Source organism: Halomonas sp. THAF5a, from assembly GCF_009363755.1.
In the GTDB taxonomy this organism is placed as follows: domain Bacteria; phylum Pseudomonadota; class Gammaproteobacteria; order Pseudomonadales; family Halomonadaceae; genus Halomonas.
The window spans coordinates 135989-157668 of sequence record NZ_CP045417.1 but is presented as its reverse complement, the minus strand read 5'-3'; the positions used below and the strand labels follow the sequence as shown (position 1 = coordinate 157668).

Annotated in this window: 12 protein-coding genes; 1 reads left to right on the top strand and 11 read right to left on the bottom strand. The window is 66.3% G+C overall.

What is annotated here, in order from left to right; genetic code table 11:
• Positions 1–112: 112 nt before the first annotated feature.
• The 11 genes from FIU83_RS17590 to FIU83_RS00640 all read right to left on the bottom strand — a co-directional run bounded on the left by FIU83_RS17590 (position 113) and on the right by FIU83_RS00640 (position 18877).
• A complete protein-coding gene (locus FIU83_RS17590; protein ID WP_253939510.1) occupies positions 113–4096 on the bottom strand; it encodes an EAL domain-containing protein in 3984 nt (1327 codons plus the stop codon).
• Between the two features lie 175 nt (positions 4097–4271).
• On the bottom strand, positions 4272–4499 hold the full coding sequence (locus tag FIU83_RS00685) for a DUF2835 domain-containing protein (protein WP_152482288.1): 228 nt from the start codon (positions 4497–4499) through the stop codon (positions 4272–4274).
• Between the two features lie 143 nt (positions 4500–4642).
• Positions 4643–5638 (bottom strand): OmpA family protein, encoded by a 996-nt coding sequence (locus FIU83_RS00680; protein WP_152482287.1) that lies wholly within the window; start codon positions 5636–5638, stop codon positions 4643–4645.
• Between the two features lie 87 nt (positions 5639–5725).
• The gene (locus FIU83_RS00675) at positions 5726–6379 is read right to left on the bottom strand and encodes a lysozyme-like domain containing protein (protein ID WP_216645047.1); all 654 of its coding nucleotides are present in this window, start codon (positions 6377–6379) and stop codon (positions 5726–5728) included.
• A 186-nt stretch (positions 6380–6565) separates the two neighbouring features.
• Positions 6566–8422 carry a DUF4105 domain-containing protein gene (locus FIU83_RS00670; RefSeq protein ID WP_152482285.1) on the bottom strand — a complete coding sequence of 619 codons (1857 nt, stop codon included), beginning with the start codon at positions 8420–8422 and terminating at the stop codon, positions 6566–6568.
• Positions 8423–8502: 80 nt separating this feature from the next.
• Positions 8503–9000, bottom strand: coding sequence for a DUF3015 family protein (locus tag FIU83_RS00665; protein ID WP_152482284.1), 498 nt, complete (start codon positions 8998–9000; stop codon positions 8503–8505).
• A 237-nt stretch (positions 9001–9237) separates the two neighbouring features.
• Entirely contained in the window at positions 9238–11154 is a 1917-nt protein-coding gene (locus tag FIU83_RS00660; protein WP_216645046.1) for a diguanylate cyclase, read from the bottom strand.
• On the bottom strand, positions 11151–12116 hold the full coding sequence (locus FIU83_RS00655; RefSeq protein WP_152482283.1) for an ABC transporter substrate-binding protein: 966 nt from the start codon (positions 12114–12116) through the stop codon (positions 11151–11153). Before FIU83_RS00655 ends, FIU83_RS00660 begins: the two co-directional genes overlap by 4 nt.
• Before the next feature lie 43 nt (positions 12117–12159).
• The gene (locus tag FIU83_RS00650) at positions 12160–17175 is read right to left on the bottom strand and encodes a sulfotransferase (RefSeq protein ID WP_152482282.1); all 5016 of its coding nucleotides are present in this window, start codon (positions 17173–17175) and stop codon (positions 12160–12162) included.
• A gap of 90 nt (positions 17176–17265) precedes the next feature.
• Positions 17266–17490 carry a hypothetical protein gene (locus tag FIU83_RS00645; protein WP_152482281.1) on the bottom strand — a complete coding sequence of 75 codons (225 nt, stop codon included), beginning with the start codon at positions 17488–17490 and terminating at the stop codon, positions 17266–17268.
• Positions 17491–17578: 88 nt separating this feature from the next.
• Positions 17579–18877, bottom strand: coding sequence for a FliC/FljB family flagellin (locus FIU83_RS00640; RefSeq protein WP_152482280.1), 1299 nt, complete (start codon positions 18875–18877; stop codon positions 17579–17581).
• Between the two features lie 283 nt (positions 18878–19160).
• Between FIU83_RS00640 and FIU83_RS00635 the strand changes: the two genes are divergently transcribed.
• Positions 19161–21491: a flagellin gene (locus tag FIU83_RS00635; protein WP_172975994.1), complete on the top strand. Its 2331-nt coding sequence runs from the start codon at positions 19161–19163 to the stop codon at positions 21489–21491.
• The last annotated feature ends 189 nt before the right edge of the window (positions 21492–21680 follow it).

The window sequence follows — 21680 nt, the reverse complement described above, 5'->3', positions numbered from 1 at the left end:
CATTGTCGAAAGCCATCACTTAAGCGTAGGCGCCATGGCGCGGCTTGCCTAAGGTCCCCGGTGGCGCGGGACGACACTGAGTAAACGCTCGGGATGGCGCACGGGTATCCGGCTAGTCATCGACCGACAGCGAGCGGTGCTCGGCAAGAAAGTCGAGGAGCGACTCGAGGGGCATGGGCCGAGCGAAATGGTTGCCCTGGAAGAGGTCGCAGCCGTGGGCCAGCAGCAGGCGATGCTGCGGCTCGTGCTCGATCCCCTCGGCGACCACCTTGAGTCCGAGATGGTGGGCCATGGAGATGATGCCCTGGATGATGGCGGCGTCCTCCGCCCGGCTGGTGGCCTCCCTGACGAAGCTGCGGTCGATCTTGACCCGGTCGATGGGCAGGGTCTTGAGGTAGCTGAGGCTGGAGAAGCCGGTGCCGAAGTCATCGATGGCGACCCCCACGCCCATCGCCCTCAGGGCGTGCAGGGTCTCGATGGCGCCCTCGGTGTCATCCATCAGGATGCCCTCGGTCAGCTCCAGCGACAGCTGGGGCGCCGGCAGCCCGGTGACCGCCAGGGTCTCGCGCAGGTTGGCGAGGAAGCTCGCGCGCTGGAACTGCAGCGGCGAGAGGTTGACCGCGACGTTGAGGCTGCCGAGCCCGGCCCGGTCGAGCTGGCGCAGGTCCTCGCAGGCCCTGGCCAGCACCCACTCGCTGATCGGGATGATCAGCCCGGTCTCCTCGGCCAGGGGGATGAACTGGGCGGGCGAGACATAGCCTCGCGTGGGATGGGGCCAGCGCAGCAGGGCCTCCACGCCCGCGGCACGCCCCGCACGATCGATCAGGGGCTGATAGTGGAGCTCGAAGGCGTGCGCCTCGATCGCCTCCTGCAGCTCGTTGCGGAGCGCCACGCGATCGCCGATCCGGTGGACGATCTCGGACGAGAACCACTGGCAGGCGTTGCGCCCCTGCTGCTTGGCTCGATACATGGCCATGTCGGCCTGCTGGATGAGCTCGAGCGGCTGAGCCAGCTCGGCACCGCTCACGGCGATGCCGATACTGCACGACAGCGACAGCTCGTGTTCACCGACCCGGTACGGCCGGCTCACGATGGTCAGCAGCCGTTCGGCCACCTGCCCCGCCTCGGCGGGGTCATGCAGATCCGGCAGCAGCACCACGAACTCGTCGCCCCCCAGGCGCGCCAGGGTATCGCCCGGCCGCATCGCCGCCGAGAGGCGCCGCGCGACCCCGCGCAGCAGCTCGTCACCGACGGCGTGACCGAGGCTGTCGTTGATCGGCTTGAACTCGTCGAGATCGAGGAAGAGCACCGCCAGCCGCTTGCCCTGGCGCCTCGCCAGCTCGAGGTCGTGCACCAGGCGGTCCTCGAGCAGGCTGCGGTTGGCCAGCCCCGTCAGGGCATCGTGGCCGGCGTGATAGGTCAGGTGGGCCTCGTAGGCCTTCTGCTCCGAGATGTCATGCTGGATGCCGACATAGTGGGTGACCGTCCCCCGCTCGTCGCGCACCGGGGAGATATGGAGATCGTTCCAGAACGGCGTGCCGTCCTTGCGGTAGTTGCACAGGGTGACATGCACCTCACGATGCTGCGCCAGCTCGCGACGCAGCGTCTGGACCGCCGCCGGGTCGGTCTCGCTGCCCTGCAGGAAGCGCGGGTTGCGTCCCATGACCTCCTCCCGGGCATAGCCCGTCATGCGCTGGAAGGCGTCGTTGGCATAGATGATCGGCAGGCCGGCCACGCCGGCATCGGCGATCAGCACCCCGTTGACGCTGGCCTCCACGCTGCGCTCCAGGATCCGCAGCCGTGTTCCGTACTCCCGCTCTCGCGTCACGTCCTTGGCGATGCCGTAGACCCCGATGATGCGCTCCTCCACCACCACCGGCAGGGTGGTGAGGTCCAGCCAATGCAGGGTGCCGTCGCGGTGCGGCACCGGCAGGTCATAGCGGCAGGGCTCACCATTCCCCGTACGCTCGAACTTCTGCTGCACCGCGGCGAGGTCCTCCGCCCGCAGGAACTCGGCGAAGTGCCTGCCCCGGAGCGCCTCGGCGGAGTGGCCGGTCAGGACGGCACAGTGGTCGTTGGCGGTCACGAAATGCCCCTGCAGGTCCAGGGAGAACACCGCATCCGGGTTGTAGGTGAAGAGCGACCGGTAGCGCTGCTCGCTCTCCCACAGGGCGCGGCGATCCTGGGCGCGCTCCATGGCCAGGGCGACCAGGTCCGCGGCCTGGACGATGCGCTCGAGCTCCTGATCGTCCGGCACCGACGGTCGCCGATAGTAGGTGGCGAAGGTCCCCAGCAGCCGGCCATCACGGGAGAGCACCGGGTAGGACCAGCAGGCCCGGAGCCCTTCGCGCTCGACCAGGTGATGCAACCCTGTCCAGCGAGGATCGCTGGCGAGATCCCGACAGACCACCAGCTCACGGCGATGGGCGGCGCTGCCGCAGGCGCCGATATCCGGACCGATGGTCACCGAGGCGATCGCCTGCCGGTAGGGTGCCGAGAGGCGCCGTCCCGCGACCAGGCGCAGCTCGCGGCCCTGGTCGTCGGCCTGCATGATCGAGCAGAGGCCGCCCTGCAGCTGGGCCTCGAGCATCTCGCAGGTCGCCTCGAGCGTGCGGTCGAGCGGTGCCTCCTCGACGATCATCGACTGGATGGCCTGCTGCTGCTCGAGCTGTTCCCGCGCCGCCACCAGGTCCCGGGAGCGCCCCATCACCAGCCGGACCAGGCCCAGGCTGAAGACCAGCAGATAGCTGAGCGTCAACCCGCCCAGGGCCACGGCGGCAGGCACCACCCTGGCGTGAAGCCCGCTCACCCCGGGGCCGGCTTGCACGGAGGGGCTGAGCATCGTGCCTCCGGGAAGTCCGATGTGGCGGTCCGCGAGGACCGGCGCGTCGGCCGCCTGGCCGGCGACCCGGCCCGGCGCGGTCAGGACGGCGAGCGGCTCGCCATCCCGGGCGAGGCGTAGCTGCAGGTCGCCCAGCTGGACGCGCAGCCCGAGATCCAGGAGGGTCGCCATGTCGAGCACGGCCACCAGCTGCTGCTCCCAACGCGGCAGGGCGATCGCCAGCAGCGCCATGCCGGGTGCGGCCTGGTCGGGCACCATCATGCGAGGATCGGGAAAGGGCAGGCCCAGCCAGTCGTCGACCCGCGGGGTCTGCATCCAGCGCGCCAGCCGGCGCCGTGCCTCATCGCTGCGCGCCTGCTGCCAGTGCCAGTCATGGCCTGCCTCCAGCAGGCCGACGACCTCGAGGCTGGGAATGTCACGCAGATAGTGGGCCGCATCGCGAATCGCCGCGGCGGTCTCACGCTGCTCGGCCGCCCCATCCAGACGCTCGGCCATGCGCTGCATCTGCTGCAGGTGGGAGTGCATCAGCTGGTCGGCATTGAGGCGCACGTTGTCGAGCACGTGTTCCGCCTGCTGGTGAACCCGCTGCTGCTGCTGGCCGCTGAGCAGGAACCAGGTCAGGCAGCTGACCAGGACGCCGGCCAGGCCGGCCAGGATCGCCGTGCGTCCCAGCTGGAGGGACAGCGCGCCTGGCCTGGCGGCGATCGTCAGCATGGCGACGCCGTAAAGCAACGCGAAAGGCGCCACCACCCAGGGCGAGGCGGTCAGGGCCTGTAACCCCCAGGCACCGGTGGGAGAGAGCGGCCCCACGGCCAGCACCAGGAGCCCATAGCCCATCAACAGTAGCCCCACCAGCCGCCATGGCCAGCGCAACACGGGCCGTGCAAGCCCTCCCGCGAGGCAGAGCGCCGCCATCGTCATCAACACGGCCGACCCGGTGGAGACGCGCGTGCCGCCCGACAACCAGGAGACGCCCACCTGATTCCCCCCGAGCAGGGCATTGTGCGCGAGGGTATAGAGCATCAGGCCCAGCAGCGCGACACCCGAGGCCAGGCGCACGCCCCGCCACTGCTGCACCGTGGCGAGCAGGCCGCCGCCCCCCAGCAGGGTGGCCAGGGCGGCATCCGGCACCAGCAGGGTCGGCGCCGACGTGCGCCACCCCTGCACCACCCCGATCAGGCCCATCAACACGAAGGCCGCCGAGACCATCAGCAGCCAGCTATCGAAGGCAATGTCACGGCTCTTGAAGGGCATGGCAGTGTGCTCCCTGCACGAGGTATCGACCGGTGGCCACCCCACCCGATCGGCGAGGGCGCCTCCCTGCCCCCGCGTCGCCCGACGAGCGTCGGGCATCATCGCGGTATCGTAGCCAAACATCGCCCAGTATGCTCGTCATCCGGCTCCCTCTCCAACCCGCATGGACGCCGGCTCAGGTCGCCCCGAGACGGCGAATCGCGCAGAAGCGGCCCGCCTCGGTGAAGGTCAGCCGGAAGCGACCGTGTACGCCGTCGCGAGTCACCACGCGCCGCAGCGCCTCGGCGGGAAACACCACCCGGCGCCCATCCAGGCTGCGCGTCTGCACCTGGGCCACCTGCCCCGCATAGTGCGCGAGGCAGGCCTCATGGGAGAGTTCGATCACCACGTCGATACTGGGCATGGGCGTCGTCGGTTACTCGCACTTGCGGGGGTCGCCACTACTCTATCACTCCTAATGGCAGCGAGCGGGTGCTGGCGAGCCGCGGCCTCTCGCTGCGACGGGACGGAGATCTGCGCGCGCCTTGAGTCCCCTCGGCGACCCGATCAGCGCGCCTGGATCACGACCTCCACCCGGCGGTTGCGGGCGCGCCCCTCGGCGGTGGCATTGCCGGCCAGGGGGCGCGTGTCGGCCAGGCCCACGGCGCGGAGCCGCGTCGGATCGACGCCGGCCGCCACCAGCGCCTCGACGATGGCGATGGCCCGGGCGCTGGAGAGCGCCCAGTTGGAGGGGAAGCGCTCGGTGCGGATCGCCCGGCTGTCGGAGTGCCCCTCCACCGCTACCTCTCCCGGATGGCGCCGCACCATCTCGGCGAGCCGCGACGCCACCAGGGCGCGTCCCTCCTCGGTCAGCTCGGCCTCCGCGGTCGGAAACAGCAGGCGATCCTCGACCCGCAGCCGCACACCCTCGGGGATCCGCGACACCTCCATGCCGTCCAGATCGGCGAGATACGGCGCCTCCTCGAGCGCCTCGCTCACCGCCCGCGCGCCCTCGACGGCGGCCGCATCGACCGCCTCGACGCCCAGCGGCGGCGCGTCGGCAAGCACCACCAGGTAGTCGGTAAGCGGCCGGGAGAGGTCGACGCCGGCCGACATCAGCCACTGTGGCCCGTCGACAGGGGATGCCTCCCGCGTCTCGTCCGATGTCGCGACGCTGTCCGGCTGCGCCAGCAACGCGGGGGGCGGCGCGGGACGCGCCACCGGCAGTCCGGCCACCCCGAGGGCGGCCGAGACGGCACGGGGCGAGAGGGCCCCGGGCGCGGCGGCCGGCGCCTCGCGACTGGCCATCACGCGCCGCAGCGGCTCGGGGAGCGGCACGCCGAGTTCGCGCGTCGACGGTGCGGCGGGGGCATCGCGCTCGTTGGCCTTCGAGGGATCGGCCCCGGCGCCCAGCTCGCCCAGGGTGATGATCAGCACCAGCAGGGCCACCAGCAGGGTCATGATGTCGACGTAGCTGATCATCCAGCCGCTGGCGTCGTCATCCGCCGGCAGGGGACGCAACAGGGCGTCGTGGCGGCCTGGCCCGCGGTGCTCGTCGATCATGGGATCCTCTCCGAACGCTTCAGTGGCGGATGGCAGAAAGGCGCCAACCTTAGGCCCGGGCCGCCGCGGAGACAACCGTTGTCGGCGTCAGCGGCAGAAGGGCCAGATCTCGAGCAGCCCGTCGCAGCGGAACTCCGCCTCGCAGGCGGCCAGCTGACTGCGATAGCGGGCAGCCGTGCGCGCGACCTGACCGGCCGCACGCCGAACGCCGGGCTTTCCCCGCCAGGATCCGCGGCGGTAGCCGCCCTGCCCCTCGTGGTAGGCGAGGTAGAGGTGGCGGGGGTTATTGAGGGATACGCCGGTCATGCGCCGGGTGCGGGCGTTGTACCAGCCGATGAAGTCCGTCGCGTGCTTCATGTGGGTGCGCCGCGCGAACGGCCGCCCGGCGTCCGCCTCGTACTCGCCCCACACGGGGTCCTGGGCCTGGGCGTAGCCGTAGGCCGACGAAGGCCGGGTCCAGGGGATGAAGCCGAGCAGCTTCGTGCGCGGCGGCTTCACGTGGCTGCGAAAGCTGGACTCCCGCTGGATGAAGGCCATCTGGGTGGCGATGGGCGTGCCCCACTTCTGCTCGGAGGCCCGGGCATAGTCGTACCAGTCCGGCTGCTCGCGGAAGATCTCGCAGACGTTCGACTGGTTGTCCGGCGGCGCCGGCGCCAGCATGGCGCAGCCGGTCAGGCTCAGCAGCAGTGTTAGCGCCACCAGGGGCTTCAAGCCCACGATCCATAACCCCTTGGCTCTCATGCTCCTGCCCTCTCTCCCGTGACGGTTCTGGTTGCGGAGCGCACTCTTATCGCGAGACTCCGGCCGCGACTCGCTGCCCCGCAGCGACCTATCGGCCCATGCGCCCGAGACTTGAGGCGGCACTGAAATGCTCAACACGAGATACTACCCCAGACACGCTCGTTCAGAGGGTTGAGCCGCCTTTCATCAGAAATACCAGGAGAGCCCGAGACTCACCTCGTGGGCCGTATCGTCGGCCTCTACCCCCGTGCGCAGATCCAGCTCCTTGCCAAGCGCCAGCCGATGCTGGAACCGCCAGCGCGTGAGCCGGCCCGCCTCGCCCTTCAGGCCATCGGCCTGGGTGACCTGCATCAGACTGCGCTGACGGGGAGTCCAATCGCTGAGCAGCCCCAGCCGCACCATCGGCGCCAAGGGGCCGGCCTGGTGGCGCTCGCTGCGCAGCTGTCCGCCCAGCAGGGCGAAGGGCAAGTGGCGGCCCCGCCGCCAGGACCGACCGGCCAGCAGGGTGACATGCCCTTCCAGGCAGTCATCGCAGTCCAGGCGGGCACGCGCGATGCCGCCGGAGGCGTGCCAGGACACGCCGGCCAGGGTCGGCAGGGGCACGCTGCTGGCATGCAGGTTGGTCACCCGAAACAGCTCGAGGCGATTAAGCCGCGCCCCCTCGTCGTCGAGGTCGACCTCGAGGCGTCCGACCTCGAGGGCGGCATCGGGCATGCGGGTGGCGTTGCCGTCCAGGAGATCGTACTGCAGGGGGCGCAGGATCAGGCGCGCCGCCGCGCCGAGCGTCTCGTTGTCGATGCCCTCCAGGCGCACCAGCGCCGGCGGCGTCGCCTCGTGCAACGGCACCGGGTCTGCGGACTTCAGGGACTCGCTGCCCGCCGGCAGGGCCAGGCGCGCCTGCAGCAGCCGGCGCTCTTGCTCCGCCAGGTTAGGCACTTCGCCGGTCTGCTTGAGAAAGGCCGCGTGTCCCAGCAGCGTATCCAGCACCGCGGCGCGACGGCCGGGAGCAAGGCGGCGGAACGCCTCGGCCTCCATGTCGAGCTCATCCACGCTTGACCACACCGCCGTGGCGGCGGCCTGCTCCGGCCTGGCGAGTGCCCGATAGCGCCACTCGGTCTGCAGCCGGCGCGACGGCACGTGCCGGACCTCCTCGAGCAGCGGCCGCCCTGCCACCTCGGCGTCCCCGATGGCGCGCACCAAGGTCTCCGGCGCCACCCAGGGGGCACCACTCGGGGTCAGGTCGGCATCCACCACCAGTTCCAGGGTGCGGGCGATGCGCGAGGCGCAGTTCTGGGTGAGAAAGAGGTAATCGAAATCCTGGCCGATCACCTCGAAGAGGTGCGCCACCAGCAGCTCGCGTTCGGCCTCGGGCAGCGCGAGTCGATACTGCCAGAGGTCGCGCATCTCGCGCTCGGAGTAGAGCGCCGTGTTGCGATAGAAGGGCGCGCGGGAGTACTCGGCCTCGTAGCCGCCGAACAGTCCCTTGGCCATGTAGGGCACCAGGCCGTCCTCGTCGGGCACATCGGCGCCGAAGTTCAGGCTGGTGTCCAGCAACCGTGACGGCGTCATGCCCTGCTCCCGGCCGGTCTTGTCCAGGTGCAGCATCAGGTGGCCGAAGAAGGAGGCGGGGTTGCCCAGGTAGCCCGAGGCGAACACCAGGCCCACCTCGGCCCCGGCATGCTCCTCCCGCCAGGCTTTCCATTCCGGGCAGCCGGCCTCGGGCCAGGTCTCCCCGGTCATGCGCTCGAGCCACATGGCACGGGCCGGGAAGCGACAGCGCGCATGCGCCTGCCCCGGCACGGGAGACGCCCGCAGCGCCCTCAGGGTCGCCGCGAGCTCGGCGACGGGATCGAGCTGACCGTTCTCGGCCAGGAAGAAGTCGTCGTCCAGCACCGCGCTGCGCGGCTCGCTAAAAGCACCGTCTCGATCGAAGTGCAGCAGCGACCGCCATTGCGGGTGATCGGATAGCGCGACGTCGGCGGCCTGGCTAGCGCCTGATGACAGGCACAGCAGGGCCGACAGCGTCACCAGCAGGCGTCGCATGGGGAGTGTCCTTGCAGGAATCGGGAAAGGCTCGCGGGAAGAGCAGCGGGGCCGGGGAGATCCCCGGCCCCAGGAGCCCCTTAGCTGGCGGCGCAGTCGGCGGCCGCCTGGTTCAGGCTGTCGTAATACTGGAAGGCCTTGTCGGCGTGCGCCTGATCAGCATACCCGGCGGTGGCGCTGGCCTCCTGCAGGTCGGCGCGCAATTGGCTGACCACGCTCGGGCGGGCCTCGGCGCTGCAGTCCATCAGCCCGAGGGCGGCGGTGAGATGTTCGCCCTCGCCCATGGCCGTCTCCATGGCCAGCTGGTCATAGGTCTGATCGACGAACTGGGCGACCTCGACCTGCCTACCGCTGCAGGTCTCGGGAGACAGCGTCGCGGACGTCACGGCGGTGGTACCGGAGTCCCAGATAATGTTGGAAAGCGCGGCGGCGGTGCCGTTGTCATCGAAGATGCCGGCGCCGATGCCGCACTCCTTCCAGGGATTGATGTTGCTCTGGCTGGCGGCGGAGGCGGTGGTCGCGCCCAGGAGCATCAGGCTGCCGGCCAGCGCGGCCGCAGAGACGGTTGCGTATTTCATGTGTTCAGTTCCCTTGTTTCCAGATTGCCGACCTTGTTTTTTTGCCTATCGAGGGGTCGGCGGCTCCCGATAATCGTTGACTGCATGCTGGAGATCCCACCGTCGATGGACCGATCTGCCCGTCCGCACGGTAGGTTCAAGCTCCTTTTGGACTGTCGCTAATTCTACACAACTTTATTTAGTCAACAACGGATCAACTACTGAGCGTCAAACGCCAAAGGTCGGAGGCCGCGCGATTTACACTTGGCAGGGCGCTTCATACACCCGATAGCAGTGCTTGCCGGCCTCCTTGGCCCGGTACATGGCCTGGTCGGCATGGCGCAGCAGCTGGTCCTCATCGCCGCCTTCGGCCGCATCGTAGTAGGCCACGCCGAGGCTGGCGGAGACCTGGAGCCGGCGCCCCGCGACCTCCACGGGCGCGGCGGTGGCCGCCAGCAGCCGGTCGATCACCCGCTCGCCCTCCTCGTCGCTCGCCAGGTCCAGCAGCACGACCACGAACTCGTCGCCGCCCAGCCGGGCCAGGGTGTCGCTGGCACGCAACTCGCCCTGCATGCGCTCGGCCAGCGCCACCAGCAGGCGATCGCCCATGTCGTGGCCGTGGGTGTCGTTGACCGCCTTGAAGCCGTCCAGGTCTATAAAGACCACGGCCAGACGCTGACCGCTGCGATCGGCCTGGGCCATCGCCACGCGCAGCCGGTCGGCGAGCAGGGCGCGATTGGGCAGGCCGGTGAGGGCATCGTGCTGGGCGGCGTGGGTCAGGGCGCGCTGGTGCGCCTTGAGCTGGGTGATGTCGGAGAGCAGGCCGACGTAGCGCTGCACCTCCCCCGCGCCGTCGGTGACGGCGCTGATGGTGAGCCGCTGGGGATAGACCTCGCCGTTCTTGCGACGATTCCAGACCTCGCCGTCCCAGTGGCCGGTGCGCTTGAGCTGCTGCCAGAAGTCCGCGTAGAAGGCCTGGGGATGCCGGCCGGCGCCGAGGAGGCTGGCGTTGCGCCCCACCGCCTCGCCGCGGGGGTAGCCGGTGATCTGGCTGAAGGCATCGTTGACCTCCAGCAGCTCCCCGTCGGGCGCGGTGATCATCACCCCCTCGTGGGAGTGGGTGAAGACGCCAGCGAGCAGACTCAGGCGCTCCCGCTGCTGGCGAAGCTGCCGGTTGCGGCGAGCCAGCAGCGCCAGCAGCGCCGCGACCAGCGCGCCGGCGGCCGCGAGACCGAGCAGGAAGCCGGCATAGCGCTGCCAGATGTCGTGCCAGGTGAAGTCGGGCACGGCGTCGAAGGGCGGCAGACGCAGGCGGCGCGCCAGGTTCTCCACGGGCAGGTAGTCCTGTGGCGGGGCGAAGCCGGCGATCATGGCCGCCCGGGCGGCGGGGTGCTCGGGCTCGAGGGTGAAGAGCGCCACGGCGATCCGGCGTACCGTCTCCGGCACCAACTGGGGCATCACGACGAAGGGCCACTCGGGATAGAGCCGCGTGGAGACGGCGAAGGGAAAGCTCGCCAGCCGCTGGGGGTTGATCACCTCCAGCTGCCCCGGAGCGAGCTCTCCCTCGGCGATCAGCCCCTCGAGGATGCCGGTGCGCACGAAGCCGGCCTCCGCCTCGCCCGCCAGCACCGCCGCCACCACGGCATCGTGGCTGCCGGCGATCATCGGTTCGATGTCGCGGCGCGGATCAATGCCGGCATCCATCAGCTCCAGGGCGTGGGTCTGGTAGCCTCCCAGGAAGCGCCTGCCCGGCATGGCGATGCGCCGCCCCGCGAGATCGTCGAGCTCCTGGATCGCCGCGTTGCCCGCCGCCTTGATCATGGTGCCCCCCAGGCTACTGACGGCCTGTCCGTGCTGGGCATTGATGACGGTCGCGAGCGCCCCGGTCAGGCTGTTGCGGCTGCGGATCTCGAGGTAGTGGCTGGGGTTGGTCATCAACAGGTCGAGGCGGCGATGGGAGATCGCCTCCTCGATCTCGTCCAGGCTCATCACCTCGAGCTCGACGCGGTGATCCGGCAGCCGCTCGCCGAGGTAGTCGGCCAGCGGGCGATAGCGCGCCTCCATCACCGCCTCGGGCCGATAGGCGAAGACGCCCAGAGTGAGCGTCTCCTCCGCCAGCAGCGGGCCGGGCAGCAGCGTCATCGCGACGAGCAGCAGGCGGCGACCGAGGCTCATGAGCGCTCACCGATGTCGGGCAGGTAGCGCGGGTTGGAGAGCGCCTCCAGGCCGTCCGGCCGCGCCAGCTGGCCGTTGGCCACCATGACGTCGTTTAGCAGCCGCGCCGCCCTTGCCAGGTCGCCTTGCGGGCCGAAATAGTCCAGGTTGCCAGCGGGCCCCGGCAGCTCCAGCCCGGCGTAGGAGGCGCGCACCTCCCCGAGGCTGAGCCCGCGCCAGGCGCCGATGCGGCGCATGGCGTCCTGGGGGCTGACCCGCAGGTGGTCGAGCCCGCGGAAGTGGCCCGCCACCAGCGCGCTCACGGCCCCCGTGCGCCAGCGCAGGCGATCCTGGCGCACCGCCAGGACGTCGAGGATGACGTCCGGGAACCGGCTGCTGTCGAAGAGGCGCACCGCGCCCTCGCGCAGCAGCCGGCTGGCGGTGGGCTCGTAGGTGATGGCGGCCTCGATCTTCCCCGCCCGCCAGGCGGCCAGCTGCACGTTGGGGGCCAGATCGACCACCCGGAGCTCGTCGCGGCGCAGCCCGGCGGCGGCGAGGAACTGCGACAGCATCAGGTTGCCCACGGCCGTCTGCTCCACGGCGATGCGTCCGCCGGCGAGCGCCCGCGGCGTCGCGATGCCAGGCCGGGCCAGCACCATGTCGGCCCCCACCGAGTCGTCGCACACCGCGACCACCGTCAGCGGAAGCCCCTCCGCACGCGCCTTGAGCACCTCGTCCAGGGTCAGGGCGGCGCCGTCGAGCTCGCCGCGGCGCAGCCCGGCCAGTGAGCCCCCGATGTTGTGATCCTCGTGCAGCGCCACCGCGTCCGACAGCCAGCCGAAGGCCCGGGCAAGGTAGAGCGGCTCGTACCCCGGCCAGGGGTGGATACCGAACGCCAGCGGCCCGCCGAACGAGCACCCCGCCAGGCCGAGCGGGGCGGCCGCCAGTGCGGCCAGGGCGATCAGGAGGTCACGTCGATGCATGGGGGGTCATTTGCTGCATACCAGCGTATCTCGCACTCACTCTTCAATTCGGTCGCAGCTGTTCCTCGACCCGGCGAATGATCTCGAGGCTGTGCCGGCACAGCTGTCGGGCGGGGTGATCGGGAGCCAGCTCGGCGGTCAGCGGCTCCAGCCCCTGCCACCACTGGCGGTTCTTCTCGATCAGCTGACGCTCCAGCTCGGCCACCTGCTGGCGAGCGACGAAGTCGGTGTGGGCGATGCCCAGCTCGTAGACCAGATACGTCAGCACGCGGCGCAGGCTGTGGGGGTTCTCGGTGCAGAGCATCAACTTGGTGACCACGGCCTGACGCTCGCCCTGGCGATGTAGAGCGGGCATGTAGGGACGAATGTCCTCGAAGGCCGCGGGCAGCGGGCCTTGCAGCTGCATGGGCAAGCCCTGCACCTTGAGGGTCTGGCCGCTGACGCTGAGCGTCACCGGTATTGATGCCAGCCATGTGCTGGCGGCATCCATAAAGCCGTAACTCAGGGTGGTGTCCACGGCGTCGTAGAGGTTGTAGCGCACGAACAGCTCACCGGTCTCGGCGTCCGGCACGTGGAAGGTGCGCATGGTCGGCTTGCCGCCGACCAGCGGCGTGTTGTAACCCTCGGCGCTCAGCCGGTGGTTGAGGCAGTCCACGAGCGGCATCAGCGCATTGCGGTGGCTGACCTTGCCCTTCACCCCCAGCGCCCTGAGATGCTGTTCGGTCACGCCGAACTTGCGCGAGTTAAAGAAGCTGTCCACCAGCAGCTGGTCATGCTCGCCGACCTTAAACTGCTCATGGCAGTGGCTCAGGTTGGCGTTCAGCGGGCGCGCGGCCAGCAGGTAGTCGAGCACCCGAGGCGTGTGTCGCCAGGCGAGGAACGGCAGGCTTTCGCGCCACAGGGCGAGCTTGTCGGTGGCGTTGTATAGCTCAAGCATGGCCTCCATCATTTCCTGCTGATAAGGCAAAAGCGGCGTGCCGTTGGGAGTGGCGGCGAGCTTGCCACCCTGGGCATGGAGATCAAAGCACTCCAACTGGGGCATCAGCGCCACCGGCACCCGCATATAGCTGGCGCGTTCGGCGCCCGGGGTGCCGTAAAGCGCCAGATTGCCGCTATCTGCCTGCAGACGCAGATCAGGATTGAACCAGGCACCGTGGCGGGCCAGGGTGCTGCAGATGGCGCGCATCGGCTCCAGCACCGTGGCGTCGCCTTCCATATGCGGCAGCGACGGCTGGGTGGCCTGTTTTCCGGCCGCTTTTTTCGGCGCCGGTTTGGCGCTTGCCGACGCTTCGCGGCGCTTGAGCAGCCAGAACTCACGGTAGTTGAGCGAGTCATCGCACAGAGAGCCCTTGCGCAGCACGCTGAAACCGGCGCTGGCGATGGCCGTGGCGTTATCCACAAAGCCCGGCTCGGTAAGGTGCCGATCCCGGGCACCCTGACTCTCCAGCAGCACGATACCGCCGGGCTTGCACAGCGCAGCCAGCGCATCACCAAAGTCTTCCAGCGGCCGGCCAATCCACTGGTGCACCGCGCAGGCGATCACCAGGTCGTAGGTTTGTTTGCCCACAAAGTCGTCAAAGGCCTTGTGATGCAGCTGGATGTGGGTATGCCCCAGGTGCGCGGCCACGGCGTTGCCGACTTCGACGCAGGCCTTGCTGATATCGAAGCCCTCGCCCCGGCCGAGCTTTTCGGCCAGCCCTAGCAGCAAAAAGCCATGATTGCAGCCGATATCCAGCGCCGTGGCGCCCTCGGGCAGCACCGCCTCCAGGCCGTAGTGGGCCAGGCGTGCTCTGGCCGAGCGAGTGCCCGGCAGCATCAGGGGCTCGAAGCCCTGGTACGGCAGGCCGAAGTCGCCAAAGCTGAACTGCAGCTGCTCTCCCTGATAACCGCGCCAGATTTCCTGCACCTTGTTATGCAGCGCCGCCAGCCGCTGGTGCTCAGTATGAGGGCTTTGGCCAAGCGCCTCGCGCAGCCTGTCGTAGGCGGCCACGGTATGCAGCGAATAGGGATAGGTAGCGCAGGCCTCCCAGAGCGCCTCCACGGCGGCTTCGGGCTCGTTGGCGTCATGCTGGGCGGCGGCCAGCGCGGTAAGAACCTGCGCGCGCAGCGGCCCCTGGCGATCGGCAAGCGCCTCGAGCGCCTGCTCATGGACAGAAACGGCACTCGTTTTGGCCTCGGCATCCCGTGCCAGCGCCTGCTCAAAGCGCGCCGCCAGATGCAAAAGCTCGGCGCGAGCGCTTACCGCATCGCCAAGCCCAGCGGCTACCAGGGCGCTGTCGGCGTGTTCCAATAGCGCCCGGCAGCGCGTCAGCGCTTCATCCAGCTCCCGGCGTTTATGGCTGCCAAGCATCGGCAGCAGCGCAAGCCGCGCCACGGCCAAGTGCTCCGGGTGCTGCTCGGCAAGTTGCTCGACAGTGCGGCGTACCGCCTTGTTGTGCCCGGCGCGGTACTGGGCCTCACCCAGCGCCAGCCCGTAACGTAGCTGGGGCGCTTCATCGTATAGCGGCACCAGCTGCGCCAGCGCCTGACTGTGCTGGCCCAGGTGCGAAAGCGCCTGACCCAGATAATAACGACCTTCCGCATCGCCCGGGTGCTCTTTCAGCAGCTGCTGGGCCAGCCCCACCGCGCGGTGAATGTTATGCCGCGCCAGGGCAGCGGCGAGGCCCCGCTCGGCGGCGCGGTGAGGTTTGCGCACGGCAAAAAACGACGGCATATCCGGCGCATCCACCGCTCGATGAACGCCCACATAGCCCCGGGCCTTCAGGTAGCGCTCGGCAAGGGCGGCGTCGGTTTCGGCCAGTAGCTGATAGGGCAGGTCGTGTATGCCATAGACGGTATCCAGCACAAACGCCAGGCGCTTGCGCCGGTTGTCGTCCAGCGCCGCCAAACGCTGGGGCGTGGGAATAAACAGCGCATCGGCGCTGGCCAGCTGTGTCGCCTGAGGCCGGGCGATGTCGTCACGCTCAGGCAGCAGGCTGCGGTGTTGAGGGTTATTCAGGCGATAAAAGCTGAAGCCGTGGCGGCTGGCCCAGTGGCTGACCTCAGCCAGATTGGGTTGGCGATGGTGCGTCGGCGCAAAGGCAATACCTACCTGCAGCAACAGCGTCTCTTCAAGAGCACGCTCGCCATTTTGCAGCACGGCTTCGGCGTCGGCCAACTCGTCAAGTATCAGCCAGTCGAGGCTTGCCAGGCCCTCGATATCGTCCAGCCGCAGGGTGTTGACGGGCAGGCGAGTGAGCACCTGGGCGCCGCCGCGCAGGCTTTCCGGCAGCCGTTCGGCGGGCAGCGGCTCCAGCGGCGCGGTCAGGTTTTCATCCAGAGTGGCGTAAAGCGTGACGGGCTTGCCGTCACCCAGCAGCGCGTGGGGCACATGCTGAAACTCCTCCACCTCGGCCACGCTTTCTGCCGCCACGCGGCTGGCCGGGTCGAAGGCCACCACTGCAAGGGCGTTGGTGGCCATCAGTTCGGCGAAGTTCTCTTCCCGGGGCAGGCGGGCGGCGTTGTCGATGGCCACCAGGCGGCCCTTCAATTGCCAATCGAAGCGCTCGATGGGCTGCACGGGCAGCCCCTTGGCCTCCATGGCGGCCCGGTAGCCATCTTCCAGCGGGCCGAGATGGTGCTTGAACGGCTCGGCGACGCCGACGAAGTCTTGGCGGATGGGCATGGGCACATCCAGCGAACGCACCGGGCTCAGGTGCTCGGCGAATGCCGCATGGCGGGCGGCCTGCTGCTCATAGGCGGCGTTGTCCGGCTTGCCCAGCGCCTTGAGCAGCCTGCGGGAGACCGCCTTCGGATCGCGCACCAGCTCCTCGTAGCTGACCCAGTGGATGGGGTTAGGCAGCACCCGAGCCCAGTGCTGCATGGCCTGCTCGTAGTAGGCAATATGCTCGCCGAGGGTGTAGAGGTCTTCGGTGTGGTCGTTACCCTCGGTGTACTGATTGAAATACGCTGTCAGGCCCAGATCGAACACGTCGCGCTGACAGAACACGATGGGTGCGTTGGGAAACCACAGGCCGATCAATCCCAACGCCCAGATATCCATGGGGCGAGTGGTAATGCGTATGTTGCCATCGAAGCCTATAAAGTCCGTGTAACCTTGAGCATCGGCTCGACATTTTTCCGGCGTCAGTGCATTCAAGTACTGGCTGACATCTCCAGCGTAAGGCGCCAGCACCTTATCGACATACAGGCGAAGGTTCTGATTCTCCCCGCTCTTTTTGATGCCCTCTGCCCCTGCCAGCAGTGATTCCAGCAGGCTCTTTCCCGAACGGGAAAGCCCACTGATGACAACTTGCGGCACATCCTGTAAGCCGCCGCTCTGCAGTTTTGCATAGATTTCACTTGGGAAATTGGTCGCAGCAGCTAGGGCACCGTCTTTTTCATGCAGATTAGGATCGCCCTTGAGATGTTTTCGCCTCTCATTGGCATTTCGGAAAAAGGCAAATGCCTTGTCTGGCTCGCCACTATCCCAATACGCCTTGCCCAGTATGTATCCCAGCGTCGCCTTGTCTTTTTGGGAAACCTCAGGCTTTTCCAGCAGCGGCGGCAGCTGAGAAAATACGGCATCGTCCGGGTGGTATGTGACAAACTGTGAAAGGCTGTAGTGGGCACCAATATTCAGCGGATCGCGGCGCACGTTCTCGGCAAAACATTCTCGAGCTTTTTCTACCTCACCCAGCGCCAGATAGGCGTTACCCAGATTAGTGCGCGCGGCTAAACGATGGGGCTCTTGATACAACGCTTGGCTAAGTGACTCCACTGCCGCATCAAGGTGCTCCAACTTAAACAAGCATAGCCCCTGCGTAGCCAGAATGGCTGGCGTACCCGGCGCACAAGACAACCCTCGATTCAATGCTTCCAACGCCTCACCGTAGCGCGTCTGATTGGCCAGCACCAGGCCAAGGATACCCAAAGCATCGCCGCTTTTCGGGTGCTGTTCCACAAGCGTACGAGCCTTGGTCTCGGCCTCGGTGAAGTGGCCCTGGCGGATCAAGGCGTCGATGGCTTTTAGCTGCTTGGGAGAGGGCTTGCTGGCAGAACGCTGGGCAGTGCGGCACATGGGCTATCCTGTAAAAACGGCAAATGCGATAATGGTAGCAGGGCAGGCGAACGAACAAAGCAAGGAATTGGCCACGAAACGGCGGTGGTATCAGCTGTTTCTTACAGGCTTGCCGTGCTCACCCATAAGACTGGCGAACCTCTCCCACGAAAAGCGATACCTGTTGACATGGTTGTTGGCCGGCAGCCACTCTACGTTTCCCTTACTGACCAGCAGCGTGCCCAGCGCCGCGTCGTCTGACCTGACCTTTACCTCGATATCCTTGTGTGCCACCACCTTGGTATGCAGGTTGAGGCTGGCATCGTGTTTTTCCATGGCATGTTCACTCCATCAAAAACGGGGCCCGAAGGCCCCGTAGATATTTTTCTCACGACCACCCAGCAGGGCGATCAGGAGACTCAGCTTAGCCCAGCAGAGAGAGTACATTCTGCGGCAGCTGGTTGGCCTGAGAGAGAACTGAGGTGCCTGCCTGCTGCAGGATCTGGTTCTTGGTCATGTTGGCCACTTCGGTCGCGTAGTCGGCATCTTCGATGCGCGAGCGGGCCGCGGAGAGATTGGTCTCGTTAGTGCTCAGGTTGGTGATGGCCGATTCGAAACGATTCTGAATCGCACCAAGATCGGAACGCAACTCATCGACTTGATTAAGCGCCGTATCCAGTTGCTCCATGGGGTTGGCTGTAGCACCTCCCATCAGGTCTTTGACGCCAAGCTCCTTGCCGTCTTCAGAGAAATTGACGGTAGCGGCTGCCACGTTATCTGCATCAGCCGGATCAATTGCGACATAATAAGTGCCGGTGGTGTTAGTGGTGCTGTCAAACTGCACCTTGTTACCACTAGCATCTTCCGTCATCAAACCTTGCTGATTAAGCGCCTGAACAGTGTTAGTTCCTTTGGAGGAATCAATATCTACCTTTGCGTACCAGTTACCAGCGTCGTCGACATACGCATCAGAAGCGGTTACGTTTACAACAGATGCCGCCACACCGAGATTCTTAGCCAGCTGCGCAGAAAAATCATTAACTTTAGTATCGGTAACTTGGGTAGATTCACCATAGGCTGCCTTAAAAGCAGCCCCCGCTACAGCAGCATTACTCGTTTTATTTAGCGTCACCAAACCATGCGCAGCCTCACCGAATACATCTTTTGCGCCAGCAGTTCCCGACTTGTCTACTGGGCCAGTCACGCTAAAGCCACCTAAACCAAGGGTGTTGGCGGTGGTTTTTTCCAAATTAACGTCGATAGACTCGCCGTCGTTGGCGCCCACTTGAATCGAAAGACTCTGATTACTGGAGAGCACCTTGACGCCGTTAAAGTCGGTCTGTTCGGAGATACGGTCGATCTCAGTCAGACGCTGGTCGATCTCGGCCTGGATGGAAGCGCGGTCGTCGGCGGAGTTGGTGTCGTTTTGCGCCTGAACGGTCAGCTCGCGCACGCGCTGCAGGTTGTCGTTGACCTGGTTCAGTGCGCCTTCAGCGGTCTGGGCGACGGAGATGCCGTCATTGGCGTTACGCTGCGCCTGGCTGAGGCCGGTGATCTGGGCACTCATGCGGTTGGCGATGGCCTGACCGGCGGCGTCGTCCTTGGCGCTGTTGATGCGCAGGCCGGAGGAGAGGCGCTCCATGGCGGTGGACAGGGAGTTCTGAGACTCCCGGAGGTTCTGCTGACCGATCATCGAAGTGATGTTGGTATTGATCACGGACATGGTGTGATTCCTTCCCGATAGTTGAGGGCTCCATTGGCGGGCCCGCTGCGAGTTACCGAGGCCCAGCGGGCCTGCCACAACGGCGCCGTTGGCCGTTACTCCCTTTAACGGCGGCTTTTGGAGGGACTTTAGGGAAGGCCGCCATTTTTTTGCGACGACCGTTGACAGCCGGGGAATGCGGACGCTGCCGTCGACACCCCGATTGTCTCGTCAGTCGCTAAAGTGGCACATGAGGTTGCCGATAAGCTCCTACGGTACACATCGCCTTTGCAAGGACGCAGTCATGGCATCGATTCAGACCAACCTCTTGGCCCTGAAGGGCCATCAGCACCAGCTGAGGGCCCGGAGCAGTCTCAGCTCCGCAATGGAGCGCCTTTCCTCCGGCCTGCGCATCAACAGTGCCAAGGACGACGCCGCGGGGCTCGGCATTGGCAACCGGATGACCAGCCAGATCAGGGGCCAGGCGCAGGTACAGCGCAATGCCAACGACGGCATCTCCGTCGCGCAGACCGCCGAAGGCGCCCTCGATCAGATCAATCAGCGCCTCCAGCGCATCCGCGAGCTGACGGTGCAGGGGCTGAACGGCTCGCTCAAGCTGCGCGACACCGATGTGATCCAGGCGGAGATCAACGCGAATCTCGAGGAGATCGACCGCCTGGCAGAAAACGCCAGGTTCAACGGGATGCCGTTGCTTACCGGTCGCGCAGGCGAAGTGGGGCTCCAGGTCGGGGCCAACGACGGTGAGACGCTGGATATCGACCTGACTCCACCAGGGTTCAGCGTGGAAGAGCTGGGGTTGGAAGAGTTCACCATCGCCGGCATCGACGGAGAGGTCACGGATCGCAACACCCTGATGGGCCGCGCCCGCGATATTCACCTTGACGATACTGCACATACCAGCATCAGCTACGCCGGCATGGGAGGCAGCAACCACGACTTGAAACGCATTCCCAGTACCGATAATCCCGGCAACGATCATACCGGCTACTATGTGAGCGCCGTGTCCAGCGGGGGACCGGTGCTCTATGACGTCAATGTGCAGGCCGAGCACGATACCGCCAGCGACACCAGCTCAGTCAGCTTCAGGTCCGTCCGACAGATCTATAGCGAGGCCGGCACCCTATCTACCGACTACCTCGCCTCGAGCGATATCACCATTACCGATAGCGGCGGCAACGCCTTCAGCGATGGTGCCTCACGCCGGGTCGTCAAGGATGGCGACACCTACTTGGTAGAGGAAACGGATGCCAACGGTATCGTGCGCCACTATGAAACCGAGCTGAAATACACCGTGGACGACAGCAGTCCGACCGCCACGACCATGGAAGTTCGCCAGGCAGCCACGCCGCTGCCCGGCCCCGACACGCCTCCCGCCGCCATCACCAGCGGCACCGTGAATGGCTACGACCTGGATGCCGCCGACACGCTCGAATACGTCGATGAAGGCGGCAACAGCCTGACCGATGGTGAGCTGGTTCAGGTAGATGGCGACTACTACCTGAGAGCCACGGAGAGCGACAACGGGGATAGCGTCTACTACGCGCTTAACAGCATTCAGGAAACCACCACAGGCCCCCCCGCCACCACCACTTTGACCTTCCAAGCCGATACCAGCCAGGGCCACCTCGACCCGGAGCTGGCGAACGACACCAGCAGCACTATCCGCACGCCGGCCATATCCGTGTCGGGCGAGATGGTCGCTCTTCAGGACGGCAACGGTGATCCCTTGCCTGGCGCTACCCGCCTGATGGAACGCAATGACGCTGGTCATCAGGATGAGTACGTCATCGAGGTGGATGAAGGTGGCGGGGTCTACTCCTACTACCGCGCCGAGCTTACGGTCTCCGCCGATGGCGATGGCAATCCCTCTGCGCTGAGCGCCCAAGCCATCGACGGCTCTCCCTATGCTACTTTCCGCACCGACGAGGCCGATGACCACAATGTGCAGACAGTTTCCGGCACCACGACCGTTACAATCGATCCGCGTAACGTGGAAGTAAACTACACTGACGCTGACGGCGAGGTTCACAATGACGTGCTGCGCTCAGGCAGCGAAGGTGACAGCAACTACTACTTCGACTTGCCAAACAGCCAGTCCGAATATGGCAGCTTCAAGATCGCTTCGCTGGTCAACAGCGAAGATAACGACATACTTATCAAGACCATCAACGGGAATGGCGAGGTGATCATCTACCACCCTTCCAACCTGAACAGTAGCTTCAACGTCAGCGTGACCACGGATGCCAACGGCTTTGGTAACGGTGATGAAGTCTCCAATGGCACGCCACATACCATCATCAACATCGTCGAAGATGCTCAGGAAATTCGACTCAAGAAGCCCAAGAATCCACTCGCGGCTCTCGACCGTGCTATCGGCTACGTCGACAGTAAGCGCGGGCACCTCGGCGCTATTACTAACCGCCTGGACAACGTGGTCGATAGCAGCCAGAGGGTCGAGACACAGCTCAGCTCGGCTCGCTCCCGAATCATGGACGCCAACTACGCCAAAGAGGTGGCCAGCATGACCAAGGCACAGATCCTCCAGCAGGCCGGCACCACCCTGTTGGCACAGGCCAATCAGCTCCCCCAGAACGCGCTCTCGCTACTGAGCTGAAGGCCAGGTTAGTGAAATGAGGTTCATGTCCACTGATCTCAATTGCTGCTGCAGGAAGCTACCGCTCAAGAGAGCCGACCAGGTAGCAGCTGCTGACACCGGACACCCACAAAGCCGTCGTCATCGAGAGTATGTCCACCTCGACTGGCATGCACCCATGACAGCGCCCCGAAGGCAAGGGCCGGGGCG